The following is a 23,882-nucleotide window of genomic DNA, read 5'->3' on the forward strand; positions in this document are numbered from 1 at the left end:
TTCGCCTACGACTCCGCGAGTCGGCGCTTCTCCGTGTCGACGTCGAAATCAGGTTCCGGCCATTCGAGGCGGAGGCGTTCGAACGCGTCGATCAGTAGCTCGGTGACCGCAATTCTGCTATACCACTTCCGGTCACACGGAACCACATACCAGGGCGCGTCCTCGGTGGACGTCTTGTCGAGCATCGCCTGGTAGGCGTCTTGATACGCCGGCCACAACTTGCGCTCGGTCACATCGCCCGGGTTGTACTTCCAGTACTTGTCCGGGCGCTCCAGTCTCTTCTGCAGCCGCGACTTCTGTTCGTCGAGGGAGACGAACATGGCCACCTTCACCAGGGTGGTGCCGGTGCCGAGGAGTTCCTTCTCGAACTGATTGATCTCGTCGTAGCGGCCGCGCCACACGGTCTCGGGAACGAAGCCGTGTACGCGCACCACCAGGACGTCCTCGTAATGGGAGCGGTCGAAGACGCCCAGTTGCCCACCCCGGGGCAGCGCCTTCGTGACCCGCCACAGGTAGTGGTGCCGCTTCTCCTCGTCGGTGGGCACCCCGAATGCCACGTGATCGACACCCTGTGGATCGACGTGCCCGATGACGTGACGAACCATTCCGCCCTTGCCCGCGGTGTCCATGCCCTGAAGGACGAGCAGCACCGAGCGGTTGTCGCCGGATCGGCCGTTGGCGTAGAGCTTCTCTTGCAACGAGGAGAGGACCGTTCCCCGTTCGTGGAGGGCGCGCTTCCCGTCGATCTTGCTGCTGACGAATCCTGGTGTGCTCCGACTGTCGAGATCAGCGATCTGCATGCCGGGACGGAAACGCAGCGCTTCGGCGGCCGGTGTCTCCCACAACCCTGCTGCGTTGTCTGCCATCTACGAACAGTGCCACAGTCGGGGGCTTCGGACAGGCGAACTCGGCTTCACACTCGGCTGAAGGGTGGCGGGGTGACCCCGTCGATGAGGTGGCTACCCCACAGGTCCACACCCGTGATCCTGGCGGTGGCGGTACCTTGCGGTCCCGTGATCCGTAACTCCGTGCCGGGGGAGAGGTCGGCGTCCTCGCCCAGGGCGTCCGTCAGCGTGCGTACCCGCCCGTGCCAGACGTAGCGACCGCTGATGGGTTCGAAGTTCCCTGCGAGCTGGACCTGGACCGTCACGGCGGGTAGTGCACCCACCGCGACCTCGGCCGGCCCGCGGTAACCCTCTTCTTCCTCGGAGTCGTTCATGACCCCGAGTTTACCTGTTACTTCTGGTTACACAATATTGAGTGGGTGTCTACTCGTCGGCCGTGGGAAGCAGCGGGTGCGGTGCCGCGTTGAATCGCGCAGGGGAACCGTTGAAGGCAGCGATGCCGGCGATGCCTCCCCAGGTCATCATCGTCAGGTAGTTGATCAGATCCTCCACTGACATCGATCGGTTCGAGATCCACCAGTGGGTAGCCAACTGGACACCGCCGACGATGCCGTACGCCCACGGCACCGAGCCTCCGGAATCCATCTCCATCTGACGCAGTCGCTCGCCGAGCACCGTCGAGAGGACCTCCGCGATCATCCGTTCGGAATCGGCCACCGTGTCCCGGCCCGGCCCCGAACCGTTCGACATGATGTACAGATACACTTCGGGATCGGATGCGACCGTCTCCACGTAGGCGGTGATCGTGGCGCGGGTGAGTTCGAAGTCGTCGAGATCTTCGCCGATGGCCTCGTAGATCCGGGGTGCCAGCGTGGTTTCCACGTAGCGGGCCATGGTGGCATTGGTGAGATCGCTCTTGTCGGCGAAGTACCGGTACAGCACGGTCTTGGAGACGCCGATTTCCGAGGCGATCTCATCCATGCCGATGTCGCGTCCACGCAGGCGGATGGCGGCGATCGTTCCGTCGACGAGCTCTTCCCGGCGCGCGATCTTGTGCTCACGCCAGCGGCGCTTGCGCCCGTCAGGCTTGGTCGCCTTTTCCAGCTTCGTCATCGACTCCGTCACCTGCTCGGCATCCTTCAGGTCGTCATTCGCCACTGAGCTTGTTCACATCCGTTTCGTGTCGCAATTCTTCTCCCAGCTTAGTGCTCGTGTGTTGTCGGCTCGCACAATGCCGTCTGTGCAGCTCGCTCGTCACTCCTTTGCGAAGCGCCGCGTCATCGACCTTCGGCACAATGGCAACTGTGCACCAATTGAGTCTTTCTGCTTTCGACGACGGGGAGAAGCGGCGCGATCTCCGCAAGATGAAGACCGTGGCGACGGGTTTCCTCGTGTTCGCCACCGTGGTCTACCTCGTGTGCCGGTGGCAGGAATCGCGCGGTGCGGGGGAGTGGGTCGGCTACGTGCGAGCCGCGTCGGAGGCCGGAATGGTGGGCGCGCTCGCCGACTGGTTCGCCGTCACGGCACTGTTCCGCCATCCCCTCGGCCTGCCCATTCCGCACACGGCGATCATCAAACGGAAGAAGGATCAGCTCGGTGCCAGCCTGAGCAGTTTCGTGGGGCAGAACTTCCTGGCTCCCGAAGTGGTGGCGGCCAAGGTCCAGGCCGCCCAGATCCCGCTACGGCTCGGCACCTGGATGGCGCAGCCGAAACATGCCGCGCGAGTCGCCGCCGAGACAGCGACCGTCCTGCGCGGACTCGTCGAGGTGCTCCGCGACGAGGACGTGCAGCAGATCATCGACAGCACCATCGTGCGCAGGCTGGCCGAGCCGGAATGGGGGCCGCCGATCGGACGGGTACTCGGTGAACTAATCCGCGAAAACCGTCAGCTGCCGATCCTGGACCTGCTTGCCGAGCGCGCCCACCAGTGGGCCCTGGGAAGCCAGGAAACGATCGACCGGATCGTCACCCGCGACTCGCCGTCCTGGTCGCCCAAGTTCGTCGACCTGATGCTCGGCGAGAAGATCCACCGTGAGCTGGTCGAATTCACGTGGAAGGTGCGCTCGAACCCCGAGCACGAGGTCCGTCAGGCGGCCAACCGCTTCCTCGTCGACTTCGCCGACGACCTGCAGAACGACCCCGTCACGATGGAGAAGGCCGAAAAAATCAAGGCCGAAATCATGGGTCGCGAGGAGGTGACCGGGCTCGCCGCCGCCACCTGGAAGGTCGCCAAGCGCCTCATCATGGAGTCCGTCGACGATCCGGGCAGCACGCTGCGGACCAAGGTCGCCGAGAACGTCGTCCAGATCGGCGAACGACTGCGCGACGACGACGAGCTGAGACTCAAGGTCGACGGGTGGGTCATGGCGGGCACGCGATACGTCGTCGACAACTACACCGACGAGATCACCGGGATCATCTCCGACACCGTCGAACGCTGGGATGCCGAGGAAGCGAGCAAGAAGATCGAACTGCAGGTGGGACGGGACCTCCAGTTCATCAGGATCAACGGCACGGTGGTCGGTTCGATCGCCGGGTTACTGATCTACACGGTCTCCTCATTGATGTTCGGCTGACCGCCGGGTTGATGTTCCGCTGACCGCCCGGCACCCTGTGGCGAGGGCTACGTGCTCACTGCTAGCAGAGCGCTTGCAATTGCTAGCACCGTCTCTTACACTCGAAATTGCCCAGCAATTCGGGAGGACTGATGGCCAGCGATGACCGCGAGGCAGCCGGTGCAGGAGATGTGGCCGCTCGCGTAGTCAGTAACGCCGCACACGACATCGGTGGCTTCATTCGCGCACAACGTGAAGCCGCGCAGGTCTCGATGCGACAACTGGCGCAACTCGCAGGCGTCAGTAATCCGTACCTGAGTCAGATCGAGCGCGGGTTGCGCAAGCCTTCGGCCGAAGTGCTGGCGCAGATAGCGAAGGGTCTCCGGGTGTCCTCGGAGGTCCTGTACGTCCAGGCGGGGTACCTCGAGCAACGACCCCACGGTCCTGTTCGCGACGCCCTGCTTGCGGATACGGCCATCACCGAGCGGCAGAAGCAAGTGCTGCTCGAGATCTACGAGTCCTTCTGTCGTGAGAACGACTCGGCAGAATCCGCCGAATCCAGGATGTCCGAGGTTCGGACCCACGAACCACATCGGTCCGGACCCGAGACGCCGGAACCCGACCCCCCCAACGTTGAACAGGAGATAGCCGATGACTGACCAGAAAACCATCGACAGCGTCAAGACCTCGCTGTACGCAGCCGTAGGTGCCGGTGACGTCGTGGTGCAGGCCGTGGCCGACGTCGTCGCCCAGGTCCGGTCGCGCGCCGAGACCACCCAGGATGATGTCGAGGAGCGCGTCGGTGGCGCCCGCGAACGCATCGCCGGTCTGCAGGAAGAGGTCACCGAGGGTGTCGAGCACCTCCGCGAGCGCCTCGCGGGCCTGCCGTCCGAGCTGCCCGAGGAGCTCGCCGAGCTCCGCGAGAAGTTCACCGCCGACGAACTGCGCAAGGTCGCCGAGGCTTACCTGAAGGTTGCGTCCGACCTCTACACCTCCCTCGCGGAGCGCGGCGAGGATGCAGTCGAGCGCATCCGCAAGCAGCCGGTCGTCGAGGAGGGTCTCGGTCGCGCCGAATCGGCCTTCGGTGACGCCGTCGAGCTGACCGAGGAAGCTCTCGGCACTGTGGCACGCCAGACCCGCGCTGTGGGCGAGCAGGCCGCGAAGCTCGCCGGCCGCGCGTCCGTCCGGATCTCCGACACCGCCGAGGGCGTCGGCGAAGCGATTGCCGACGCCGGCGACGAGGCCGCGATTCGCGTTCTCGACCTGGGCGACCAGGCCGAAGAGGTCTCGAAGGAGGCTGCCGATCGTGTGAACGCTACGGCTGCCGACGTCCAGGCCCGCGCCGACAAGGCAGCGCCGGCCAAGCACGCTGCCCCGGCGAAGAAGGCGACCCCAGCCCCGGCCCCGGCCAAGGCTGCTCCGGCCAAGGCTGCTGCAACTCCGCCCGCGCCCACCAAGAAGACGGCTCCGGCCAAGAAGACGGCTCCGGCCAAGAAGGTCTGACCTTTTCGCGCTCTCGGCCCCCGCACTTTGCGGTGCGGGGGCCGTTTGCGTCTTCAGCTCGTAGTATGAGCGTGTGATTCAAGTTGACGGCATCGTCTCGGTGATCTTGTTGGTGATTCGCATCGTCGCCCTCGGCGGCGCGGCGTTCGCCCTGTTTCACGCTGCTCGCCAGCGCAAAGACGCCTTCACGGCCGTCGACAAGCTGAGCAAACCCATCTGGCTGAGCATTCTCGCCGTGGCATTCCTCGTGCTGCTGCTGTTCCCCGCGGTGCAGCTGTTCGGCATCGTCGCGGTGGTGGCAGTCTGCGTCTATCTCGTGGATGTCCGGCCGCGGGTGGACGACGTCCAACGCGGACCCCGCTGGTAGTTTGGCAAACTGCTCGCCTGCGTTAGGCTCGCGTGATGGCCACGCCCACCACGGTCGAGCAGTCGCGGGCTATCCCGATCACATGCGCGCAAGCATTCGACGGGACCCTGTCGATCCCACTGGATGCGATCTTCTCCCGCCGCTACGCCCTGCTGCCGCCCATCAAGCAGGTTCGCGGACAGGACGGAATCTGGGGCCGGGTCGGACAGTCGCGCACAGTGGTCACCACGGACGGCGGAACGATGCGCGAGGTGCTGACAAATGTCGATGCCCCACACTCGTTCAGTTACCTGCTCAGCGACATCACCGGCCCACTGCGGCCGCTGGTTGACAGCATCGACGGAACCTGGGAGTTCGTCCCATGCGGGACCGGGACCAGAATCACCTGGCGATGGGTCCTGCACCCGAGGGGCCCTGGGACACTCGTCATGCCGCTGATCGCCTCGATGTGGCGTGGCTACGCACGACAGGCACTGGAGGTGCTGTCCGAGCAACTGCTCATGCCGGAGTCCACCGAGCGCACGCCGGACTGACGCTTCGTTTCCGTCATCACTGGCGGGCAGTGTGCGCCTGAACTTCAGCCGGCCCCGGCCGGACACTACGTCGGTTGCAGAGGTTCGATCGGTGAATTCGCATGTGGAACTGATGGTTACGACTACCTCAGTGGGCCGCAGCGAACATCGAATCGCTTACGCACAGTGTCCAGGGTGTGGCGGAGGTGATCGCGTCCGCGGCGGTGGGTGAGCAGGAACCGCGTTGTTCCGATCATGCGGCGTGGCCGCGGGTACCAGCGATCGAGATCGAGTCCGCAATCGAGGAATACCTTGTTGGGCACACTGTCGACGATGAGACTGAGGTTGTGCATGGTGAGCGATCCGAGCGTATAGGGAAATGCCGCCTTCGACTTCTTCCGTAGATCCGGCGCGTCGAGTTCATACAGCGGGAGGTCCTGGATCTTGTCCAAGAACAGTAGGTGGGTCAGGAAGTATCCCACGTACGACGTCAGATGTAATGTGGCAGAACGCGGTTGAATCGACAGGACCGCACCGCTGTCGGAAACGTATGGCTCGTAGGGGTTCTCGTTGCGCAGCATATATCCGGTGCAGTTCACTATCCAGCTGCCCGGTTGAATTGTCTTCGCTGAGCCGCTGCGGAATATTAAGTCGGTGTCGCCGTTGCGGTCGACGGCATCCACGACGTGATCCATGATCACCTCGTTCAGACCGGCGGCAATCGTCCTGTTCTCCGATTCGGACAGCAAGCCCAGCAGGTAGTTGCCTGCGGTGGGGGTCAACCAGGTGCCGTAGGTAGTGCGGAACCAGGTCGCGACATCGGTCTCGTTGGTCCCGTCGAAGCGCCGACCCAGTTCCGTGAAGATGCGGGTCACGGGCGTGCCGCCCCACCATCGTCGGCCGCCGGTAGGGAACAACCGGTCGCGGTTCGAAAAGAAGGTGCCCGAACCTGCCACTAGGTTCACTTCCCGACCGGGGTATTCCGTGACCAGCGTGTGAGCGGTGTCCATCGCGGTTTTTCCGCCGCCCACGACCCACACGGGGGCGTTGCTCGCCCGCATGTCGTCCCCTCGCATGTCGCAGAAATCGGGTGATACCGACAGGACGCGCGCGCTGGAGATCTCGAGCGGGTCGTTGGGCACGACTCCAAAACCGCCGGCTTTGATCAGGCGCTTCGCCTCGACGACCATGACCTGGCCGTCCGACGATGTGCAGATGACGCGCACGATCCCACCTGACTCGTCATGCGACTCGAGCGTCCAGCCGAAGTACTCGTCCACGTGCACTCGTTGCTTGACAACGTCGAGGCAGTGTTCGAAGTGGGTAAGCACCTCCTCCTTTGTTGCCAGATAGGAGCGATCCTGGCCGAGCGTCCACTTGATGTTGCCGGCGGTGAACAGGCCATGCGGTTGGTGCAGTCGCACATATGCATAGGTGTCGACCCACATGCCGCCGGGGCGATCGCGGCGGTCGACCAGGACGATCTTCTGCGAGGGAGACAAGTATCGACTGGCGACGAACAGGGCATTGACTCCGGCGATGCCGGCACCGACGATGCAGACGTCGCAGCGCTCTACCCGCACGGACGTCTCAGCCGACGCAGCACTGTATGTCACCGCAACCTCCTGGGGACTCTTCAATGCTAGCGACCCCGGACGGTTCCGAGAATTGCTCCGCTGGGTCGTTCACCTCCTCGAAGGTGAACCCAAGTTCGTGATCTCTGTTGGCTTTTTGCGTCGCGGGATGGTCGCCGAGTTCGCGGCGGACACAGTGGTGGATTCGGTCTGGGTGGTCTTCTGCCGGCACATGTGAGTGAAGGCGACGAACACCTCGAGTATCTCGGCGGATGTCCATCCGCGGTTGTTCGTGAGGGCTTCGTGCGGGACATGCGGGACATCGGTATCCATGCCGGCGGGGGTGAGGCCGTCGATGTTGTGCAGGTTCGGTGGAGTGTCGCTTCCGGGTGGGCTGAGTTCAGCTTCCGCGGTGGGGAGCGGCAGGTAGACGTGTTTGATGTATCGGTATGCCCCACCTGGACGTGGCTCACCGTCGTTGCCGAGGAATTCTGCAAGTTCGGATGCCGATACGAGTTGGACGGAGAGAAGGGTGTCGTGCTGGATTTTCCACAGGAGGACGAGCCCGCCTTCGGGTCGGGCGAGGTACGCCACTCCGGAAGGTGAGGGCAGGTTCTCGGGCGTGACGCTCACTTCGGCAGAAGTCTCCCTGTCCGCGAGGATGTGGGCTGTCATTTCCTCGGAGGCGTAGTACGCGTTCCGGCCGGCGGTAGCTGCGCTGGTGCACCGATATGCGTCGTACATTGCCAGCATCGTGTGCTCTTCCATGGCGCCGATGGCGGACCCTTCAGGTCCGAAGCAGAAGTAGCGCTCGGTATTGACCAGCAGTGATTCAGCTGATTGACCGTGAAATTCGCACCACCACGCAAGAGTGGGGCCGATCGTTCGGGTGGCGCGGAACTCTTCGAACTCAGGCACTACCCAGGCGAATGGCTCGAGGTGTTCGACGACAGGTGTGGCAGCGTCGTCGAGAGCGTCCAGCAGCAGCGGCATCTGTGCCGGTTCCAAGTCGGCCAAAGCCTGTTGTGCCTGTCGACGCATCGGCAGACCGTGTCGGAAATGCTCACCCGTCACGAACGGCCCAGCGAAGTCCTCTTCGGTCCTGTTCCGACGTAATGCGTTACTCATCGTTCCACCCTCGAATCTGTGTTGGCTCAGCTGTCGTAGTCGACTGCGACTGTGGGGGTGGTGGGGTGGGATTGGCAGGTGAGGATGAAGCCGGCCTCGGTTTCGTTCTTCTGAAGTGCGAAGTTTTGCTCCATTGATACTTTTCCTGTGGTGACTCGGGCTTTGCAGGTGCCGCATGCGCCGCCGAGGCAGGCGTAGGGGGCGTCGATGTTGTTTTTCAGCGCGGATTCGAGGACGGTCTCACCGGGGGCGAGTTCCACGGTGTGCTGTGCGCCGGAGAGGGTGATGGTCACTTCGGAGGCGGGAAAGTTGTCGAGGTGTGTGGGTCGGTTCGTGCCGCGGAACAGTTCGAGGTGTATCCGGTCGGTCGGCACTTTTTCGGTTGCGAGGTCATCGCGGATTGTGGTGGTGAGTTCGCTCGGGCCGCACAGGTACCACCGGTCGATCGTGGTGAGGTCGGTGGCGATCAGGCGTTGAATTGTCGCCAGGTCGATACGGCCGCGCAGGGCTGCGGGGTGGTGTGCCTCGGCGGAGCGGATGTGGAAGATGCGTAGCCGGTCTGAGTACCGGGATTCGAGTTCGTCGAGTTCGGCGGCGAACATGGTCGACTCTGCGGTGCGGTTGCCGTAGAAGAGGGTGAAGCGGCTCTCGGTCTCGATCTCCATGGTGGTGCGCAGAATCGACAGGATGGGGGTGATGCCGCTGCCGGCGGCTACCGCGACATGGTGGTGCCGGGCGAGTGGATCGAGGGGTGCGCCGAAGCTGCCCGTGGGGGTCATCAGTTCCAGGACGTCGCCGGCTCGCAGGGTGTCGACCGCGAAGCTCGAGAACGTCCCGCCGGGGATGTGGCGGATGCCGATAGCCAGTTCTCCCGAGGTGGCGCAGGTGCAGATCGAGTAGTTGCGTCGTACCTGCTGTCCGCCGATGCGGTGGTGCACGGTCAGGTGTTGGCCGGCCTGGAAGGCGAACTGGTCGCTGAGGTGATCGGGAACGTCGAAGGTGACTTTGACGCTGTCGGGAGTGAGGGGGTCGACGCTACTGACCGGGATCGGGTAGGTGCTGGTGGGGCGTGCCGCGGAGGAACGCGGCATGCGGACCGGGAGCAGGGCGGCGAGGGTGCCGTTGAGGCGTTTCCACTCCTGGTACTGGGTGGCGTCGAGGTGTTGCCCGAAGACGGTGCTGATTTCCGGGTCGCGCTCGAGGTAGGCGGCCTCGTTGCGTCGCCAGGCCGCGACGTAGCGGTAGAAGGGGATGGAGGGGTGTAGGTGGTGAACCAGGTGATAGTTCTGCGACAAGAGCAGGGGAGTGAGGATCCATTCCGAGCCGACGCGGTTACGGGTCGCGCGGTAGCGGTTCTCGCGTTGGGTGTCTTTCAGGTCGTGGTGGGGTAGCCAGTCGAACCACCAGGCGAGGACGAACATCGCGACCCGTTCGGGAATCAGATAGATCAGCGCGAGCGTCCACAGATGTCCGGCGAAGGCGGCGGAGGCGATGACCGTCACCGACAGGGTCATCAGGGCCGCCGTCTCGGCAATTTCGGCGCGTGGGCGGCGACGCAGGTTGCGCACCAGGAAACTGATGTAGGGCAGGTCCATTGCCGGGAAGCGGAGGGGCAGCTGCCACCAGGGTGAGGCGCTGACGAAGTGATCGGGATCGGACTCACCGTCGTTGGTGTGGCGGTGGTGCTCGATATGGATGAACGCGAAAGATCGGAAGGAGATCAGCGGCGAGACGAAGAACATGGCCACCCGACCGAAGGCGACGTTGACCCAGCGATGTGAGCTGATCGAGTAGTGCGAGGCGTCGTGCAGCACGGTGAACAGGACGAAAATTGCTGTCGAGCTCGCGGCGATGGTAGCGATCGCAGGCAGCGTGTCGGTGAGGGCAGCCCAGGTCGATGCGCCGAAGAGTGCGAGCGCGAAGATGCCGATGCCGACGATCGGCCAGGACAGTGTGGGAACCTGCTCGCCGGGATCGGGCAGGGCGTGCTGCGAGGCCGCTGCCGGGGGTTGGGGGTGTCGAGTCGTGGTCGACATCGGACTCCTCTGCGCGCTTCGGGATGAGATTGCTCACAACCTATATACGGGCGGTGTCGGCCGACAAGGCCATCCCAGCCCTTCCCGGTGTGCTGTCAGCACATCCGGCGCGCTCGGGCTCCGGTCAGTGAGGCTTCGGCTCGGGCAACACCGCGGCCGCCAGCACATTGCAGACGATCAGCGCCGCGTGCAGTTCGGCGAGGTTGCTCGTTACCGGCCTGCCTCTGCGCTCCTCGGCACGACGCATCCTCTGCAGGACCGTGTTCCGATGGATTCCCAACGTGCTCGCGGCGGTCGCCAGGCTCCCTTGCGCGTCGAGAACAGCCAGGAGCGCGGCGCGCTCGCCGCGCTCTTTCGCGTCGTCCCGTGCGAGCTCGCCGAGCTGAGCGGAAACGAAGGCCCTCGCCGCATCCAGGTCACGCGAGATAGCGTCTACCAAGGCAACATCGCTGAACTCTGTGATCGATGGCGCCGCACGCCCGGACAGTTCGATGATTCGGCGTGTGCGTAGAGCCTCGAGATGGGAGGTCCGGAAGCCTGCTGCCCCCGGATGGGATGAGCCGACCGCGATGTGAACGTTCTCGCGTTCGCCGGGAAACTCCGTCGCCATGCCGCTGGGTGAAGTCCGCGCGTCCCCCGTGATCGATGCCCATCCCCACACCGCAAGTGGGCCGTCCGCCACCACGAGTGAGTGACCTGCCCCGAGGAACCTACCGACCCGCCTGGCGAATCCCTCGAGGTCGACACCGCGTTCGTCGACCCAGCACACGAAACCGATCTGCCGGCCGGTGAGCCGGTGGCTGAGCACACGTTCGGCGCGCGCGATGTCGACTCGTTCTCCGGCGAGCAGTGCCCGCACGACATCGGCGCGTTCGGCTCGTGCCTGGTTCTGGCGTCGGTCGAGCTCGGCGACGTACTCGGCAGCCACCAGACTGGAGATGCGGTCGATGTATCGAAATCCGAAGCGCTCCAGGTCGATGAACGTCCTCAGCGCGACCGCAGGGTCCTCGATCCAGTCGGTGAGTGAGTCGGAAAGCTTCTCGGTGAAGTACTCATGACCCAACCGATAGAACCGCAGCATCACATCGACGCTGTGCCCTCGTGATGCCATTGCGCGCGCGTGTTCGAGCGCCGTCACCGGCGCCTCCGCAGCCGCCACGTCGATCCCGTGACGAACCATCGACAGTGCCGCTTCGAGATTCGACGAGCACGACCCCAGGGTCAGGCCGCGAAGCTCGTCATCCCCGCCGACCTCCGGAATTCGCTCGACCAAATACTTCAGCATGTCGTCAGCCAGGCTGGACACATTCGCCAGTAGAGACGCGGCGATGCCGCGTAAGGCGACCGCGCCGTTGTCAGGCTCCAGCGCGTCCATATCTGCACACTAGTGTCCGGCGGTCGCAAATGCGTCAAGCCTGGCGCGTCAGCCGAGCTGCTCGAACAGGGACACGATGATCCCTTCGGGTCCACGCACGTAGGCCATCCGCACGCTGTTCTCGTACTCGCCGATGCCGCCGATGAGCCCGTACCCGTCCGCAGCCACCGCGTCGACAGCCGCCTGGAGGTCGCCGACCTCGAAGGACACGTTGCGCAGTCCGAGCTCGTTGGCCATCGCCTTCGGCGATCCGGGCACGTGGTCGGGCGTGACGAAGGTCGCGAGTTCCAGCCGGGACCCGTCGCCGGGCGGCCGCAGCATCGCAATCTCACAGCGCGCGCCGGGGATGCCGCAGACTGTCTCCACGAACTCACCCTCCACGGATCCGGTGCCCTCTACCTCGAGACCCAGTCCGACGAAGAACGCCGTGACCGAGTCGAGGTCCGCGACGGTGATGCCGACGTGGTCGAAACGTTGTACGTGTGCCATGGGATCCATCCTCCAGTGTTGTCTCGCCGAATCGGCTGTCTTGCCGATTCGACGATGGGACGGAGCCGGGTCTGGATTTTCGACATCATGCGTTCCGCAGGCAATTCTCGCCCCGACGATGACAATGAGCATTGTGACAATGCTATTGTGGTGAAGAAGGCGACCGAGGAGTGGTGATGTCCGTCGAGAGTGCACGGGACTTCCTCAGTGATGCCCCTGCGACGTCCCGGAGAATGCACGTCAGTGACCGTCAGGACACGGCTGAGCGGCTACTCGCCTCCGCGGCACGCAAGTCCTACGACCCGCTGATCGAGGTCGACTGGGATGCGCCGATTCCCGCGGACCGGTACGGCATGACACCCGAGTGGTGCAGCCTCTATGGCACTGAACTCTGGGACACCATGACGGAGGAACAACGCGTCACCCTCACCAAGCACGAGGCGGCGAGCATCGCCGGTACCGGAATCTGGTTCGAGCTGATCCTCATGCAGATGCTCGTCCGAGACATCTACTTCCACGACCCGGCCACCCCGCACGTCCAGTTCGCGCTCACCGAGATTGCCGACGAGTGCCGTCACTCCACGATGTTCGCGAGGTCGGCGCAGCGCTTCGGGATTCCGTCGTACCGGCCCAAGTGGTGGATCCGTCAGGCGGCTCGCGCCTTCAAGGCGACCGCCACCGGATCCCTGGCGTACGGCGGGACGCTGTTCGCCGAGGAGATCCTCGACATGATGCAGCGCGACTTCATGCGGGACGAGCGAGTTCAGCCGGTGACACGCACGGTCAGCAAAATCCACGTCCTCGAGGAGTCGCGGCACATCAAGTACGCACGCGAGGAAACAATCCGGCGAATCCGATCGGCGTCCTGGTTCGCGAGGGCCCGGGTGCGGTTGGCGCTCGGCGTCATCGCCTATTTCATCGTCACCAGTCTGGTGAACCCGCAGGTCTACTCGGCGGCGGGTCTCGACGTGGACGCGGCGAAGAGGGCAGCCAAAGCGAATCGCCACTATCACGACAAGATCCGCGAGGGCTGCGCCAAGACCGTCGAATTCCTCGACGAGGTGGGACTCATCGGTGGCCCGTCGAGGCTTCTGCTCGAACGGGCGCACATCGTCTGATGAAGGAATATCGGATCGACGACCTCGCACGCGAGGCGCGGGTGAGCGTGCGCAACGTGCGCGTCTACCAGGACCGCGGACTCCTCCCGCCACCGCGGAAACAGGGGCGGACCGGGTGGTACAACGAGTCGCATCTGGCCCGGCTGCACCTCATCGGCCGGATGCTCGACCGCGGATACACCTTCGCCACCATCAGCGAGCTGCTCACGGCCGCCCAGTACGGACTGCACGTCACCGATGTGCTCGAGACCGACGATCCCGGCAGCCGGTGGAGGAAACGCAAGCGCGCCGCGCGACTCACCCTGGCGGAACTCCGGCGGATGTTCGGTGCGCAGACCACCGACGAGAATATTGCGCGGGGAACCGAGCTCGGCGTGCTCGTCCCCTCCGGTGACGACTACGCGGTGAACAATCCTCGACTCGTGGAGGCGGCCCAGGTTCTCGTCGACGCGGGTATCCCACTCGAGGACGTGCTCGAACAGACCGCCGCCGTGCGCAAAGACCTTTCCGACGTCGCCGCTCGATTCGTCGCGGTCGTCGCCGACCGGTACCTCGCACCCGAGGGCGAGCAACTCGAGCTCGACGAGGCGAAGATCTCGGACATCGTGCGGCTCGTCGAGCAGATGCGGCCACTCGCACACGACGCCGTCCAGACACTCTTCACGCAGGCGATGGAAGAGCAGATTTCCCGCGCCCTCGAGAAAGCCGCACAGCAACTCGGAGATCCGCCGAGTTCCGCGCGGACGGCCGACAACGGCCGCGCAAGTTGACAACTCACGGACGTCGCCGCACGGCGGTGTCACCCAGATGACAGGGGTAAGAATGACGAGCAGTTCGCGCAGCACCGCCCTACGGGCACTCGCCGGCGTCGCCGGAGTGGGCGCTGCCTTCGTCGCAGCAGCGGCGATTCGGCACAAGCGTTCCACTCGCGGTTTGACGCTGACGACCGAGGTCGCACCGAACGAACTGCTGCGTACCCCGAGCCTGCGACCCGACGTCAGCGAGATCGTCACCGACGACGGCGCCACCCTGTATGTGCGCGCCTATGGTCCGGTGGACGGCGACCCCATCGTGTTCAGCCACGGCTGGACCTGCTCGACCGAGTACTGGTACCCGCAGGTGAACGCCCTCTCAGGCGAATACCGCGTGATCACCTACGACCAGCGTGGGCACGGTCGGAGCACCGTCGGCTCCCTCGCTCTCGGCCCCGACGTCCTCGCCGACGACCTGTCGGAGGTGCTGAGGGCGACTGTCCGCGAGGACAAGAAGGCCGTCCTGGTCGGCCACAGCATGGGCGGCATGAGCATCATGGCCTGGGCCGGCCGTCATCCCGACGAGGTACAGAAGTATGCGTCCGCGGTCCTGCTCGCCAGCACCGCCTGTGACCGGCTCATCGCCGAGACCACGGTGATTCCCCTCCCGAATCGCTTCCCGCGAGTGCCGGTCCCGGTCGGCCGTGCGGTGCTGAGCGCACCGATGCCGCTGGTGTCTTCACCGGTGATGACCCGGGCGATCCAGTACGTGTCGATGTCGCCGAACGCCAGTCCCGCCGAGGTCAGCTTCTGCGAGAACATCGTGCGGGAGTGCAAGCCCCGCATCCGCGGGGGCTGGGGTGCCGCGCTGAGCGGGCTCGACATCCACGAAGCTCTCGACCACCTCACTGTGCCGACCACCGTGCTCGTCGGGTCCATGGACCGGCTCACACCACCGGTCCACGCGCGCAAGCTCGCTCGCGTGCTGGACGAAGCGGGACATCTCGACCGGCTCATCGTGCTGCCCGGTGTCGGGCACATGAGTTCCGTCGAGAACATCGACGAGTTCGACAAGGAGATCGTCCGGCTGCGCAACCTGTAGCCGCAGCGGTTTTCAACTGAAGATCACGGTCTTCCGGCCGTGTACAAGGACGCGGTCCTCGAGGTGCCAGCGCAGGCCGCGGGACAGCACGAGCTTCTCGATGTCGCGGCCCTGCCGCACCATGTCCGCGACCTCGTCGGCGTGATCGACGCGAATCACGTCCTGTTCGATGATGGGGCCTGCGTCCAGCTCTGCCGTCACGTAGTGGCAGGTGGCGCCGATCAGTTTCACTCCTCGTGCGAAGGCCTGGTGATACGGGCGGGCGCCGACGAACGAGGGCAAGAAGCTGTGGTGGATGTTGACGGCGCGTCCCGCCCAGTGCTCGCACAGTTCCGAGGGCAGCACCTGCATGAACCGGGCGAGGACCACAGCGTGCGGATCGTGCGCGTCGACGAGTTCCCGGACCTGTTCGAAGGCCGGACCACGTTCGGCCGGATCCTTGGGGAAGGGCACATGGTGGAAGTCGATGCCGTGGCGTCGGGTGACGCTCTCGAGGTTGCGGTGGTTGCCGATCACCGCGCAAATGTCTGCCGGCAGCTCCCCGCCCGCCGCCCGACCCAACAGGTCGTGCAGGCAGTGTGCTTCCTTGCTCACGAGCAGCACCACACGCTTGCGTTCACCCGTGTCGGACACCGTCCATTCCGTGTCCGGGCCCAGCTCGGCCGCGACGGCAGCGAATCGTTCGCGCAGCTCGTCGATCGACATGTTCACCGACGACGCCCGCACGGCCTGCCGGGTGAAGAACCAGTCGGTGTCGGCGTCGGCGTGATAGGCGGCCTCCACGATCCACCCGCCCACCTCGGCGAGAAACGTCGAGATCCTGGCGACAATGCCGGTGCGGTCGGGGCAGCCGAGGGACAGAACGTACCGGTGATCGTCGGAAGAAGCAGTGCTCATGGGCAACAGTCTTTCAGGTGGCCCGCCGGTCGGTCACGACTGCGGTACCCACCAGAGTTCCGGCGTCGACGTCATGGATCGCCCGCTCGGTGAGGAGCTGCAGGAAGTCCCGGCGAATCACTTCGACGGTGTTGTCGTCGAAGGGCGAGAGGGCTCCGCGCAGTGCCCCACCCAGCACGAGATCCCAGGCGAACTCCGGTGTCGCGGGTATCAGATTGGACAACTCACGGACCTCCGTGGACTCCGCACCGAGGTCGGCCAGCCACTGATGGAGACCGTCCGGGGTGTCGATGCGATCGAGAACGTCGAACCGAGATGCGCTCTGCTCCGGTGCGGGTTCCTGCTGCCGGGCGACTGCGGCCAGGAACGCGTCGGCGAATTCGCGCAGCGCTCCGCGTCGCCACACGGTGATCCCCACCTTCCCACCGGGTCTGACCAAACCGGCGAGCCGGGTGAACGCCGCATCCATGTGTGGCAGGAAGAAGACGCCGTACGAGCATGCGAGCGCGTCGTAACCGGCCGAAGGCACCGTGCTCGGCGGCTCCCAGGTGGTGGCGTCCGCACACACGAACTCGATGTTCTTCAAGCCGCGTTCCGCGCTTTTCACCCGGCCCTGTTCGAGCAGTTCGTCGGCGAGGTCGACGGCATGGACCAGCCCGGTGGGCCCTACGGCGGTAGCGGCGGGGATGGCCGAAGCTCCTGCACCACAACACACGTCGAGTACGGCATCGCCGGGGTGCAGTCCGAGCTGGAAGACGAGGGACTGCCCGGCCGGGGACCACACTGCCGTGGTGAGTCGATCGAACTCCTGGCGGGCCTCGTCGAAGATCGCTCCGGGATTGGTCATACCGCGATGCTAGGCCGTGGACGCGGGTCGCCGGCGGCGTTGTGCGAAGCTCGGAGCATGCCGGACGTTGCACTGACCCGTTCCCAAGTGGCCGCCCTCGTCGACCACACACTCCTCAAACCCGAAGCGACCACGGCCGACGTCGACGCGCTCATCACCGAGGCTCGCTCGCTCGGCGTTCTCGCGATCTGCGTGTCACCGTCGATGCTGCCCGTCCGGGCCGCGGGTCTGGTCACGGCGGCAGTGGTCGGGTTCCCGTCGGGAAAACACCACTCACTCGTCAAGGGTGCCGAAGCCCGGCTCGCGGTCGATCAGGGGGCGCAGGAAATCGACATGGTGATCGACATCGGCGCCGCGGTGGCGGGTGACTTCAACGCCGTCCTCGCCGACGTGCTCACCGTGCGCGAGGCTATCGGCGACGGCCCGGTGCTGAAGGTGATCCTCGAAACAGCGGCCCTCACCGACCATGCCATCGTGGAGTCGTGCCGCGCCGCCGAACGCGCAGGTGCCAACTTCGTCAAGACCTCCACCGGATTTCATCCTGCAGGCGGAGCGTCGGTCGCCGCCGTACGGCTGATGGCCCAGACCGTCGGGGGACGGATCGGCGTGAAGGCGAGCGGGGGCATCCGCACCGCCCAGGCAGCGATCGACATGATCGACGCCGGAGCGACGCGACTCGGCCTGTCGGGAACCCGCGCCGTGCTCGACGGGCTGCCCGACTGACCCGTCCGCTCGATCAGACGAGGAGCCCGCAGCTGCTCTGCTGCTGTTCCTGCTGCTGCTGGGTACCGGCTGCCGGCATCGTGTACGCGCCGCCCTCGAGGGTGATCTCGATGGCGTCGTCGGTGACCTCCAGCGAGGTCGGCTGCATTCCGAGCGGGTAGGTCTGCAGGCTCGAGGTGAGGGTCTGCACAATTCCGTCGACCAGGTCGGTGGGAAGACCGAACCCGAGGATCTCGGCGTTCACCGTCTTCACCTGAACCGTTCCGCCGCCGGCCTCGGGCCGGACGGTCAGCTCGGCGAGTCCGGCAGGACCGACCGAGAAGGTCAGGGTCCCGGCGTCCGCATCGGCCTTGACGGCGCTGACGAGGGAGCCGAACGCCTGCTGCTGCAGCGTCGCCAGGATTCCCTCGGTCGACCAGTGAATGTGGGCGTCCGAGCTGCCGATGGTGCCGCTGCTCTCGGGGGTGTCCTCGATGCGGATGTCGTTGATCTGGGCGTTGACCTGCATTCCCACTGCGGGACCGAACTTCGTGTCGTCACTATCGATGGTGATGTAGGGGACGTTCTTGTCCAGCGATTGCAGCAACACGGGTTTCCAGCTCAGGCCCACGTCCACCTTGGACCCGAGTTGGCTCTCGAACTGATCTGCCATGCAGCTTTTCACGCTGTGGCGGACATAGAGTTCACCGCCGACCAGCACGGCGACGAGCGCGGCGATGACGATCAGCGAGATGACGAGCACACGGTTACTTCGGGATGCGGAGTTCGTTCGGGCTGCCATTGCACGGATTCTTCCCGACAACTCTGAACAATTTCTGTGAATACCGCCGCGGGGCGCACGCGAAGTTCGCGAGAAAGTGTGATTCACGACACAAGAGACCGTAATGTGAGGGAATGTCCGGATGGTTGGCTCCACGTCCCGGCGGCCCCGGGCGTGACGGTGTCGGCGAAGAACTGACACGTCTCGCTACGGCGCAAGCCGGATATTTCACCACGGCGCAAGTGCTGCGCCTCGGTTTCACGGCCGATGAGATCGGTGCGCACGTCAGCGCAGGGTCTTGGGACAAGATCGAGCGAGATCTGTTCCGACTGAACAGCAGTCCCCACTCCGACCTCGACGAGTTCGCGAAGTGGTGCACGTGGTTCGGTGCCGCCGCGGCCGTCTCGCACCAGAGCGCGGCCGAACTGCACGGTCTCGGGCACCTGTACCCGCGGTTCATCCACCTCTCGACCGTGCTGTCGCCACCCTCGCCCACGCAGCAACTGGCGCTGCACCGCCGTTCGCTTCGCGCGGAGGACTGCGAGCAGGTGGGACCACTGCGGATCACCACACCGACGTGTACCGCACTCGACCTCGCCGCCAGCGGCATCTCACAGGAACTGCTCGACGAGGTGGTCTCCGACGGGGTCGCGATCGGTCGCCTGGATGTGCGCACCCTGCACGGCGAGTGTGGGTCGCTGCCCGCGCAGGTCGCTCAGCGCGTCGAGCATGCGCTGGCCACCTGCACCTGACGAAAGCCCCGCCGAAGAATCCCGACGCGCAACGTCTTTCGCCGAGGAACGTGACGGGGCGGCTCTGTGGGGGAGTGGGGGATTACCTCGGCGACTGCGCCGGCGCCACCAGGTCCCACGGAACGGTGAGCACGTTGTCGCGAATACGTCTGCGCTGCGGTTGCACCGGGACACCCTGCGCACGCAGCAGTTGCAGGGACGCTCGCCACCGCACCCGGGGACCGAACGAGCCGTGCGGTGCGGCGATCGCCCAGGCTCGGTCGACGGCGGCGAGCAGCGCGTGGATCGGTTCGCCGGGAACGTTGCGGTGGATCAGCGCCTTCGGCAGGCGTTCGGCGATGTCCGATGGAGTCTCGACGTCGAAAGGATCCCAGGCCAGGGTCAGCGACAGGGGGCGGGTGGCGTCGAGCAACACCCAGGCGCAGCGTCGGCCGAGTTCGTCACACGTGCCCTCGAGAATCAGCCCGCCCGGCGCAAGGCCGGCCTGCATGAGCGCCCAAGCCGGCCCGACCGACTCCTCCGGATACTGCCGCAGCACATTGAATGCCCGGACGAAGACCGGACGCAGGCCGGACAATTCGAAACCGCCCCGCGCGAAACTCACTCCGTTGCCGCCCTCGACCACCCGTTCGGGGTCGATCTCGAGACCCACCACCCGTCGATCCCGCCGCACCGAGAGGAGTCGGTCGGCGAGTTCGAAGGTGGTGTGCGGGCGATTGCCGTAACCCAGGTCGACGACGAGTGGGTCGGCGCTGTCCCCGAGCGTGCGACGCACCAACGCGTCGTTCACGAGCCAGCGATCGCTGCGCCGCAGACGGTTGATGCCGGTAGTGCCCCGAGTGATGACACCCCGGGGGGTGAGGCCGGCCTGGGCACCACGGGGCCGCCTCAGCGTCGCTGAAGTCATGGGAGCTGTGTGCTGTGGAAGCTACTGCTGAGACAACCAGTTCTCGGTGATCTCGGCCTCGGCGCGGAAGAGGTCGATGAGGTTGACGAGCATCAGCTGCTCGAGCTTCCCGCCGATGAACGGCAGGTACACCTTTGCCTCGGACGACGTGCGGAACGTGCATCCGGTGTCGGTGGCGAACAGTTTCATGGTGCCCGTCAGGCTGCCGGGTCCGGCGGGGATCGATGCCTCGTACGTTCCGGTGGTCGGGTCACCGAACGGGGTGTACGACTCCTTACGGGTGATGACCATGTCCTTCTTCATCACGGTCTGCGCGATCTCCGGGAGTTCGGAGCGCGGCAGGATGTGGTGAAGGACGATGTCGATTCCGTCGTCGCTGACCTCGAAGTGCTCGATGTGATTCTCGGAGTACTTCCGCATCTCCTCGATGCGCGCGTCCCAGTAGTCGCGGTTGGTGAACGCGCCGTACACCTCTTTCGGGGTGTACTTGTAACGGGCTGAGTAGTCGATGCGGCGAGCCATGATCGTCAAGGTTACCGGACTGTGACCGAACACAATCGACGCCCGCCCCAGGTCGGGGACCGTCGAGACGCCGCTCGGCGGGCGTCAGGCGCCGAGCCACCGCTGCGTGAACTCCTGCTCCTTGTCGATCAGGCGCAGCACCTCGTCTCCGATGGCGCCTTCGATCTTGCCGCCGATCAACGGTATTTTGACCTCGGCCTTGCCGGTGACCTGGACTTTCGTGCCGGAGCCCTCGCTGGTGAGGGTTTGCGATCCCGAGATCTCAGCGGGTGCGCCGGTGACCCGAGCAGTGAAGGTGCCGGACGCGCGACCGCCGTCGAGCGCGTTCCACGTTTCGGTGCGCGCGATCACGAGGTCCCCCGATCGGACCTTCGCGACGATGCTCGGCAGATGCTCGGCGGGAATCGACTGCGACATGGACACCGAGATGGTCCCGGGCCCGGTCGTGACCTCGTCGAGCGTGGCTCCCGGGCCGCCGACCTCGGCGATCCGGTCGCGCCAGTACTGCTCGGTGGTCAGGCCGGCGTGGACCTGTTCGACGGGGAAGGAGTAGGTCGAGGAATGCTCGATGCGGCGGCTCACGGTCCGCAGGCTACCGTTTGCGGATGTGTGGGATGTGAGCATTGTCAGTCAACTCGTCGATTCCGGCGCCTTCGTGTCCGAGAATCTCGACTTCTCGGAAATGACCACCCTGCGGGTGGGCGGGCCGGCGCGCATCGTGGCCGAGTGCCCGACCACCGAGGTGCTGGTCGATGTGGTCCGCCTGCTCGACGCGAGTGGCATACCGACGCTGATCCTCGCGGGCGGCTCGAATCTGGTGGTCGGTGACGACGGTTTCGACGGCGTGGTGGTCCGTGTGTCGAACACCACCGTGGAATTCGACGAGGGATTCGTCACTGCCGAGGCCGGTGCCGAGTGGGATCAGGTCGTGGCGCAGACGGTCGCCGCCGAACTCGGCGGGCTCGAATGTCTGTCCGGAATTCCCGGCTCGACGGGTGCCACTCCGGTGCAGAACGTCGGGGCGTACGGCGTCGAGATCGGCACCATGTTGCGGCGCGTGCGGCTCCTCGACCGCCGCACCGGCGAGGTCCGATGGGTGCAGCCCGACGCGCTGGGACTCGGGTACCGCACGAGCGTCCTGAAACACACCGACGCGGCCCTCGTGCTCGCGGTGGAACTGACGGTGCACCGGGACGGCTCGAGCGAGCCGTTGCGCTACCGGGAACTGTTCTCTGCCCTGGAGGCGGAGGAAGGGGACCGGCGACCGTCGGTCGAGGTCCGCGACGCAGTCCTCGACCTGCGCAGAAGCAAGGGCATGGTGCTCGACCCCGACGATTACGACACCTGGAGTGCGGGGTCCTTCTTCACCAATCCCGTCGTACCCGACAGCGAACTGACCGCCGTTCTTGCTGCCGTCGAAGCTCGACTCGGTGACGTCTCGGTGCCGCAGTATCCGGCCGCCACGGGCACCAAGCTCTCCGCCGGATGGCTGATCGAGCGGGCGGGGTTCTCGAAGGGGTATCCCGCCGAAGGCGCCGCAGCCCGCTTGTCCACCAAGCACACCCTGGCACTCACCAATCGCGGCGCGGCGAAGACCGAGGATCTCCTGGCCCTTGCGCGGGACGTGCGGGACGGTGTCCAGTCGGCGTTCGGTGTCCGCCTCGAACCGGAACCCGTCACGGTGGGCTGCGCGATCTGAAAGGTCGGTCCGTAGCGCAGGTAACGTGTCAGTCGTGCATGAACTGGGTTCTCGGACAAGCCGGAAGCGGGTCGCGAATGTCGCGGCGGCGCTGATCTCTCTCGTCGCCTTGCTCGCCGGTTGCACGGTGGGCTCGCAGTCCGGAACGCCCGTCGCCCCTCCCGAACCGGTGGTTCACGTCACCCAGAATCCGGAGTCGGGTTCGCAGGACGTGAACCCGGTATCGCCGGTCTCGGCCACCGCCGCCGAGGGCACTTTCACCGATATCGCTCTCGTCAATGCGGACGGCCGTGCCGTACAGGGCGTCCTGTCGCCCGACCGAACCACGTTCACTGTCGGTGAGGCTCTCGGCTACGGATCCACCTACACGTGGCAGGGCACTGCCGTCGGTACCGACGGCCAGACGGTCACCGTCGACGGCAGCTTCACCACCGTGCAACCCGAGCAGACGATCTCGGCCAACCTGAACATCGGTGACGGTCAAGAGGTCGGTATCGCCGCGCCCATCATCGTGCAGTTTCACGACACCGTCGAAGACAAGGCCGCGGTGGAGAAGGCGATGACGGTGACGACGACGCCGCCCACTCCGGGGTCGTGGGCCTGGCTGCCGGACGACAACGGGTCGCGTGCGCACTGGCGACCGCAGAACTACTGGGCACCGGGCACCACCGTGAATCTGGACGCCAGGCTGTACGGGCTCGACTTCGGTGACGGAGCCTACGGAGCAGAGGACCTGTCGCTCGACTTCACCATCGGCCGCAGTCAGATCGTGATCGCCCACGCGCCCAGCCACCGTATGCAGGTGGTGCGGGACGGCCAGACCATCATGGACATCCCGGTCAGCTACGGCGAGGGCAACGAACCGCGCAACGTCACGCGAAGCGGCATCCACATGGTGACGGAGAAGCACGAGGACTTCCTCATGTCCAACCCGCCGTTCTACGAGAACGTCCGCGAGCGGTGGGCGGTGCGCATCTCGAACAACGGCGAATTCATCCACGCGAATCCCGAGACGCTCGGAGTGCAGGGGTCGTCGAACGTCACCAACGGCTGCATCAATCTGTCGCTGGGCGACGCCCAACAGTTTTTCGGCACGGCCATGTACGGCGATCCTGTGGAGGTCACCGGCACCTCCATCGAATTGTCGGCGGCCGACGGGGACATCTACGACTGGGCCGTCGATTGGCCGACCTGGCAGTCGATGTCCGCGCTCGCGTAGGGGAACCGAAGCGACCCCCGCTGCGTCTACCTGAACGAGTCCCGATTTTCGGGACAGGTCGACGGGTAGGGGGCTGCGGTGGCGGGATGGATGCTGTTGGGATCGGTGGCGTTGATCGTTGCCGCGGTGTGGGCCGTGGTCCTACTGCTCGAATATCAGGATCGCCGCGCCGACGGACGGGACCGGTGACGAGCCGCAGT

Annotated in this window: 26 protein-coding genes; 12 read left to right on the forward strand and 14 right to left on the reverse strand. The window is 65.3% G+C overall.

Features of this window, described 5'->3' with window-relative positions:
- Window positions 1-5: 5 nt before the first annotated feature.
- Genes CBI38_RS07640 through CBI38_RS07650 form a run of 3 tightly spaced genes read right to left on the reverse strand, consistent with a single transcriptional unit; the run spans window position 6 to window position 1,958 of the window.
- Entirely contained in the window at window positions 6-866 is an 861-nt protein-coding gene (locus tag CBI38_RS07640) for a polyphosphate kinase 2 family protein (protein ID WP_109327760.1), read from the reverse strand.
- A 47-nt stretch (window positions 867-913) separates the two neighbouring features.
- On the reverse strand, window positions 914-1,219 hold the full coding sequence (locus CBI38_RS07645) for a DUF4873 domain-containing protein (protein ID WP_109327762.1): 306 nt from the start codon (window positions 1,217-1,219) through the stop codon (window positions 914-916).
- Window positions 1,220-1,268: 49 nt separating this feature from the next.
- On the reverse strand, window positions 1,269-1,958 hold the full coding sequence (locus tag CBI38_RS07650) for a TetR/AcrR family transcriptional regulator (RefSeq protein ID WP_230990209.1): 690 nt from the start codon (window positions 1,956-1,958) through the stop codon (window positions 1,269-1,271).
- Window positions 1,959-2,149: 191 nt separating this feature from the next.
- Between CBI38_RS07650 and CBI38_RS07655 the strand changes: the two genes are divergently transcribed.
- The 5 genes from CBI38_RS07655 (at window position 2,150) to CBI38_RS07675 (ending at window position 5,803) form a co-directional block, all read left to right on the forward strand.
- Window positions 2,150-3,421 carry a DUF445 domain-containing protein gene (locus tag CBI38_RS07655; RefSeq protein ID WP_109334926.1) on the forward strand — a complete coding sequence of 424 codons (1,272 nt, stop codon included), beginning with the start codon at window positions 2,150-2,152 and terminating at the stop codon, window positions 3,419-3,421.
- 131 nt (window positions 3,422-3,552) lie between these two features.
- Entirely contained in the window at window positions 3,553-4,059 is a 507-nt protein-coding gene (locus CBI38_RS07660; RefSeq protein ID WP_109327766.1) for a helix-turn-helix domain-containing protein, read from the forward strand.
- A complete protein-coding gene (gene tadA / locus CBI38_RS07665) occupies window positions 4,052-4,903 on the forward strand; it encodes a major lipid droplet protein TadA (RefSeq protein ID WP_109327768.1) in 852 nt (283 codons plus the stop codon). The genes CBI38_RS07660 and tadA overlap by 8 nt, the downstream gene beginning before the upstream one ends.
- 73 nt (window positions 4,904-4,976) lie before the next feature.
- The gene (locus tag CBI38_RS07670) at window positions 4,977-5,270 is read left to right on the forward strand and encodes a DUF2516 family protein (RefSeq protein WP_109327770.1); all 294 of its coding nucleotides are present in this window, start codon (window positions 4,977-4,979) and stop codon (window positions 5,268-5,270) included.
- Window positions 5,271-5,305: 35 nt separating this feature from the next.
- Window positions 5,306-5,803 carry an SRPBCC family protein gene (locus CBI38_RS07675; RefSeq protein ID WP_109334927.1) on the forward strand — a complete coding sequence of 166 codons (498 nt, stop codon included), beginning with the start codon at window positions 5,306-5,308 and terminating at the stop codon, window positions 5,801-5,803.
- A 122-nt stretch (window positions 5,804-5,925) separates the two neighbouring features.
- Here CBI38_RS07675 and CBI38_RS07680 read toward each other — a convergent pair whose 3' ends face one another.
- The 5 genes from CBI38_RS07680 to CBI38_RS07700 form a co-directional block, all read right to left on the reverse strand.
- Entirely contained in the window at window positions 5,926-7,398 is a 1,473-nt protein-coding gene (locus CBI38_RS07680) for an FAD-dependent oxidoreductase (RefSeq protein ID WP_109327772.1), read from the reverse strand.
- A 69-nt stretch (window positions 7,399-7,467) separates the two neighbouring features.
- The gene (locus tag CBI38_RS07685) at window positions 7,468-8,484 is read right to left on the reverse strand and encodes a hypothetical protein (RefSeq protein WP_109327774.1); all 1,017 of its coding nucleotides are present in this window, start codon (window positions 8,482-8,484) and stop codon (window positions 7,468-7,470) included.
- Between the two features lie 26 nt (window positions 8,485-8,510).
- Complete coding sequence (locus CBI38_RS07690) at window positions 8,511-10,520, reverse strand: fatty acid desaturase (RefSeq protein ID WP_109327776.1); 2,010 nt, start codon at window positions 10,518-10,520, stop codon at window positions 8,511-8,513.
- Between the two features lie 124 nt (window positions 10,521-10,644).
- Window positions 10,645-11,895 (reverse strand): PucR family transcriptional regulator, encoded by a 1,251-nt coding sequence (locus CBI38_RS07695; protein ID WP_109327778.1) that lies wholly within the window; start codon window positions 11,893-11,895, stop codon window positions 10,645-10,647.
- 48 nt (window positions 11,896-11,943) lie between these two features.
- Entirely contained in the window at window positions 11,944-12,384 is a 441-nt protein-coding gene (locus CBI38_RS07700; RefSeq protein WP_109334928.1) for a VOC family protein, read from the reverse strand.
- 233 nt (window positions 12,385-12,617) lie between these two features.
- Between CBI38_RS07700 and CBI38_RS07705 the strand changes: the two genes are divergently transcribed.
- From CBI38_RS07705 to CBI38_RS07715, 3 genes are read left to right on the forward strand one after another with little or no spacing between them, the layout of a single operon-like run.
- Window positions 12,618-13,502 carry an AurF N-oxygenase family protein gene (locus tag CBI38_RS07705; protein ID WP_109334929.1) on the forward strand — a complete coding sequence of 295 codons (885 nt, stop codon included), beginning with the start codon at window positions 12,618-12,620 and terminating at the stop codon, window positions 13,500-13,502.
- Window positions 13,502-14,272, forward strand: coding sequence for a MerR family transcriptional regulator (locus CBI38_RS07710; protein ID WP_109327779.1), 771 nt, complete (start codon window positions 13,502-13,504; stop codon window positions 14,270-14,272). The genes CBI38_RS07705 and CBI38_RS07710 overlap by 1 nt, the downstream gene beginning before the upstream one ends.
- Before the next feature lie 52 nt (window positions 14,273-14,324).
- Window positions 14,325-15,356 carry an alpha/beta fold hydrolase gene (locus CBI38_RS07715; RefSeq protein ID WP_109327781.1) on the forward strand — a complete coding sequence of 344 codons (1,032 nt, stop codon included), beginning with the start codon at window positions 14,325-14,327 and terminating at the stop codon, window positions 15,354-15,356.
- A 12-nt stretch (window positions 15,357-15,368) separates the two neighbouring features.
- Here the strand turns inward: CBI38_RS07715 and purU are convergent, their stop codons facing one another.
- Both purU and CBI38_RS07725 read right to left on the reverse strand, forming a co-directional pair.
- Window positions 15,369-16,253 carry a formyltetrahydrofolate deformylase gene (purU, locus tag CBI38_RS07720; protein WP_109327783.1) on the reverse strand — a complete coding sequence of 295 codons (885 nt, stop codon included), beginning with the start codon at window positions 16,251-16,253 and terminating at the stop codon, window positions 15,369-15,371.
- A 13-nt stretch (window positions 16,254-16,266) separates the two neighbouring features.
- Window positions 16,267-17,100 (reverse strand): class I SAM-dependent methyltransferase, encoded by an 834-nt coding sequence (locus CBI38_RS07725; RefSeq protein WP_109327785.1) that lies wholly within the window; start codon window positions 17,098-17,100, stop codon window positions 16,267-16,269.
- 57 nt (window positions 17,101-17,157) lie between these two features.
- On the opposite strand from CBI38_RS07725, the gene deoC reads away from it, so the two are divergent.
- Entirely contained in the window at window positions 17,158-17,823 is a 666-nt protein-coding gene (gene deoC / locus CBI38_RS07730; RefSeq protein ID WP_109327787.1) for a deoxyribose-phosphate aldolase, read from the forward strand.
- 13 nt (window positions 17,824-17,836) lie between these two features.
- On the opposite strand, the gene CBI38_RS07735 is transcribed toward deoC, so the two are convergent.
- Window positions 17,837-18,604, reverse strand: a complete 768-nt coding sequence (locus tag CBI38_RS07735) for an LmeA family phospholipid-binding protein (RefSeq protein ID WP_109327789.1) — start codon at window positions 18,602-18,604, stop codon at window positions 17,837-17,839.
- 113 nt (window positions 18,605-18,717) lie between these two features.
- Between CBI38_RS07735 and CBI38_RS07740 the strand changes: the two genes are divergently transcribed.
- Window positions 18,718-19,335 (forward strand): type IV toxin-antitoxin system AbiEi family antitoxin domain-containing protein, encoded by a 618-nt coding sequence (locus CBI38_RS07740; protein ID WP_109327791.1) that lies wholly within the window; start codon window positions 18,718-18,720, stop codon window positions 19,333-19,335.
- Between the two features lie 82 nt (window positions 19,336-19,417).
- Here CBI38_RS07740 and CBI38_RS07745 read toward each other — a convergent pair whose 3' ends face one another.
- The 3 genes from CBI38_RS07745 to CBI38_RS07755 all read right to left on the reverse strand — a co-directional run bounded on the left by CBI38_RS07745 (window position 19,418) and on the right by CBI38_RS07755 (window position 21,346).
- Window positions 19,418-20,242, reverse strand: coding sequence for an SAM-dependent methyltransferase (locus CBI38_RS07745; protein ID WP_109327793.1), 825 nt, complete (start codon window positions 20,240-20,242; stop codon window positions 19,418-19,420).
- A 21-nt stretch (window positions 20,243-20,263) separates the two neighbouring features.
- Entirely contained in the window at window positions 20,264-20,764 is a 501-nt protein-coding gene (locus tag CBI38_RS07750) for a DUF2505 domain-containing protein (protein ID WP_109327795.1), read from the reverse strand.
- A gap of 84 nt (window positions 20,765-20,848) precedes the next feature.
- The gene (locus CBI38_RS07755) at window positions 20,849-21,346 is read right to left on the reverse strand and encodes a DUF2505 domain-containing protein (RefSeq protein ID WP_204164888.1); all 498 of its coding nucleotides are present in this window, start codon (window positions 21,344-21,346) and stop codon (window positions 20,849-20,851) included.
- Window positions 21,347-21,371: 25 nt separating this feature from the next.
- Here CBI38_RS07755 and CBI38_RS07760 point away from each other — a divergent pair, with 25 nt between their 5' ends.
- On the forward strand, window positions 21,372-22,463 hold the full coding sequence (locus CBI38_RS07760) for a UDP-N-acetylmuramate dehydrogenase (RefSeq protein WP_418328330.1): 1,092 nt from the start codon (window positions 21,372-21,374) through the stop codon (window positions 22,461-22,463).
- A 34-nt stretch (window positions 22,464-22,497) separates the two neighbouring features.
- On the forward strand, window positions 22,498-23,682 hold the full coding sequence (locus tag CBI38_RS07765) for a L,D-transpeptidase (RefSeq protein WP_109327801.1): 1,185 nt from the start codon (window positions 22,498-22,500) through the stop codon (window positions 23,680-23,682).
- Window positions 23,683-23,882 lie beyond the last annotated feature (200 nt).

The organism is Rhodococcus oxybenzonivorans (assembly GCF_003130705.1).
Taxonomy (GTDB): Bacteria; Actinomycetota; Actinomycetes; order Mycobacteriales; family Mycobacteriaceae; genus Rhodococcus_F; species Rhodococcus_F oxybenzonivorans.

Bases quoted from the DNA above. Each gene is read 5' to 3' on its own strand.
- CBI38_RS07650 (WP_230990209.1), bottom strand. From the start codon at position 1,958: ATGACGAAGCTGGAAAAGGCGACCAAGCCTGACGGGCGCAAGCGCCGC.
- CBI38_RS07690 (WP_109327776.1), bottom strand. From the start codon at position 10,520: ATGTCGACCACGACTCGACACCCCCAACCCCCGGCAGCGGCCTCGCAG.
- CBI38_RS07745 (WP_109327793.1), bottom strand. From the start codon at position 20,242: ATGACTTCAGCGACGCTGAGGCGGCCCCGTGGTGCCCAGGCCGGCCTC.
- CBI38_RS07715 (WP_109327781.1), top strand. From the start codon at position 14,325: ATGACGAGCAGTTCGCGCAGCACCGCCCTACGGGCACTCGCCGGCGTC.
- CBI38_RS07640 (WP_109327760.1), bottom strand. From the start codon at position 866: ATGGCAGACAACGCAGCAGGGTTGTGGGAGACACCGGCCGCCGAAGCG.
- CBI38_RS07740 (WP_109327791.1), top strand. From the start codon at position 18,718: ATGTCCGGATGGTTGGCTCCACGTCCCGGCGGCCCCGGGCGTGACGGT.
- CBI38_RS07675 (WP_109334927.1), top strand. From the start codon at position 5,306: ATGGCCACGCCCACCACGGTCGAGCAGTCGCGGGCTATCCCGATCACA.
- tadA (WP_109327768.1), top strand. From the start codon at position 4,052: ATGACTGACCAGAAAACCATCGACAGCGTCAAGACCTCGCTGTACGCA.
- deoC (WP_109327787.1), top strand. From the start codon at position 17,158: ATGCCGGACGTTGCACTGACCCGTTCCCAAGTGGCCGCCCTCGTCGAC.
- CBI38_RS07735 (WP_109327789.1), bottom strand. From the start codon at position 18,604: ATGGCAGCCCGAACGAACTCCGCATCCCGAAGTAACCGTGTGCTCGTC.
- CBI38_RS07710 (WP_109327779.1), top strand. From the start codon at position 13,502: ATGAAGGAATATCGGATCGACGACCTCGCACGCGAGGCGCGGGTGAGC.
- CBI38_RS07660 (WP_109327766.1), top strand. From the start codon at position 3,553: ATGGCCAGCGATGACCGCGAGGCAGCCGGTGCAGGAGATGTGGCCGCT.
- CBI38_RS07700 (WP_109334928.1), bottom strand. From the start codon at position 12,384: ATGGCACACGTACAACGTTTCGACCACGTCGGCATCACCGTCGCGGAC.
- CBI38_RS07750 (WP_109327795.1), bottom strand. From the start codon at position 20,764: ATGGCTCGCCGCATCGACTACTCAGCCCGTTACAAGTACACCCCGAAA.
- CBI38_RS07725 (WP_109327785.1), bottom strand. From the start codon at position 17,100: ATGACCAATCCCGGAGCGATCTTCGACGAGGCCCGCCAGGAGTTCGAT.
- CBI38_RS07685 (WP_109327774.1), bottom strand. From the start codon at position 8,484: ATGAGTAACGCATTACGTCGGAACAGGACCGAAGAGGACTTCGCTGGG.
- CBI38_RS07645 (WP_109327762.1), bottom strand. From the start codon at position 1,219: ATGAACGACTCCGAGGAAGAAGAGGGTTACCGCGGGCCGGCCGAGGTC.
- CBI38_RS07695 (WP_109327778.1), bottom strand. From the start codon at position 11,895: ATGGACGCGCTGGAGCCTGACAACGGCGCGGTCGCCTTACGCGGCATC.
- purU (WP_109327783.1), bottom strand. From the start codon at position 16,253: ATGAGCACTGCTTCTTCCGACGATCACCGGTACGTTCTGTCCCTCGGC.
- CBI38_RS07705 (WP_109334929.1), top strand. From the start codon at position 12,618: ATGCACGTCAGTGACCGTCAGGACACGGCTGAGCGGCTACTCGCCTCC.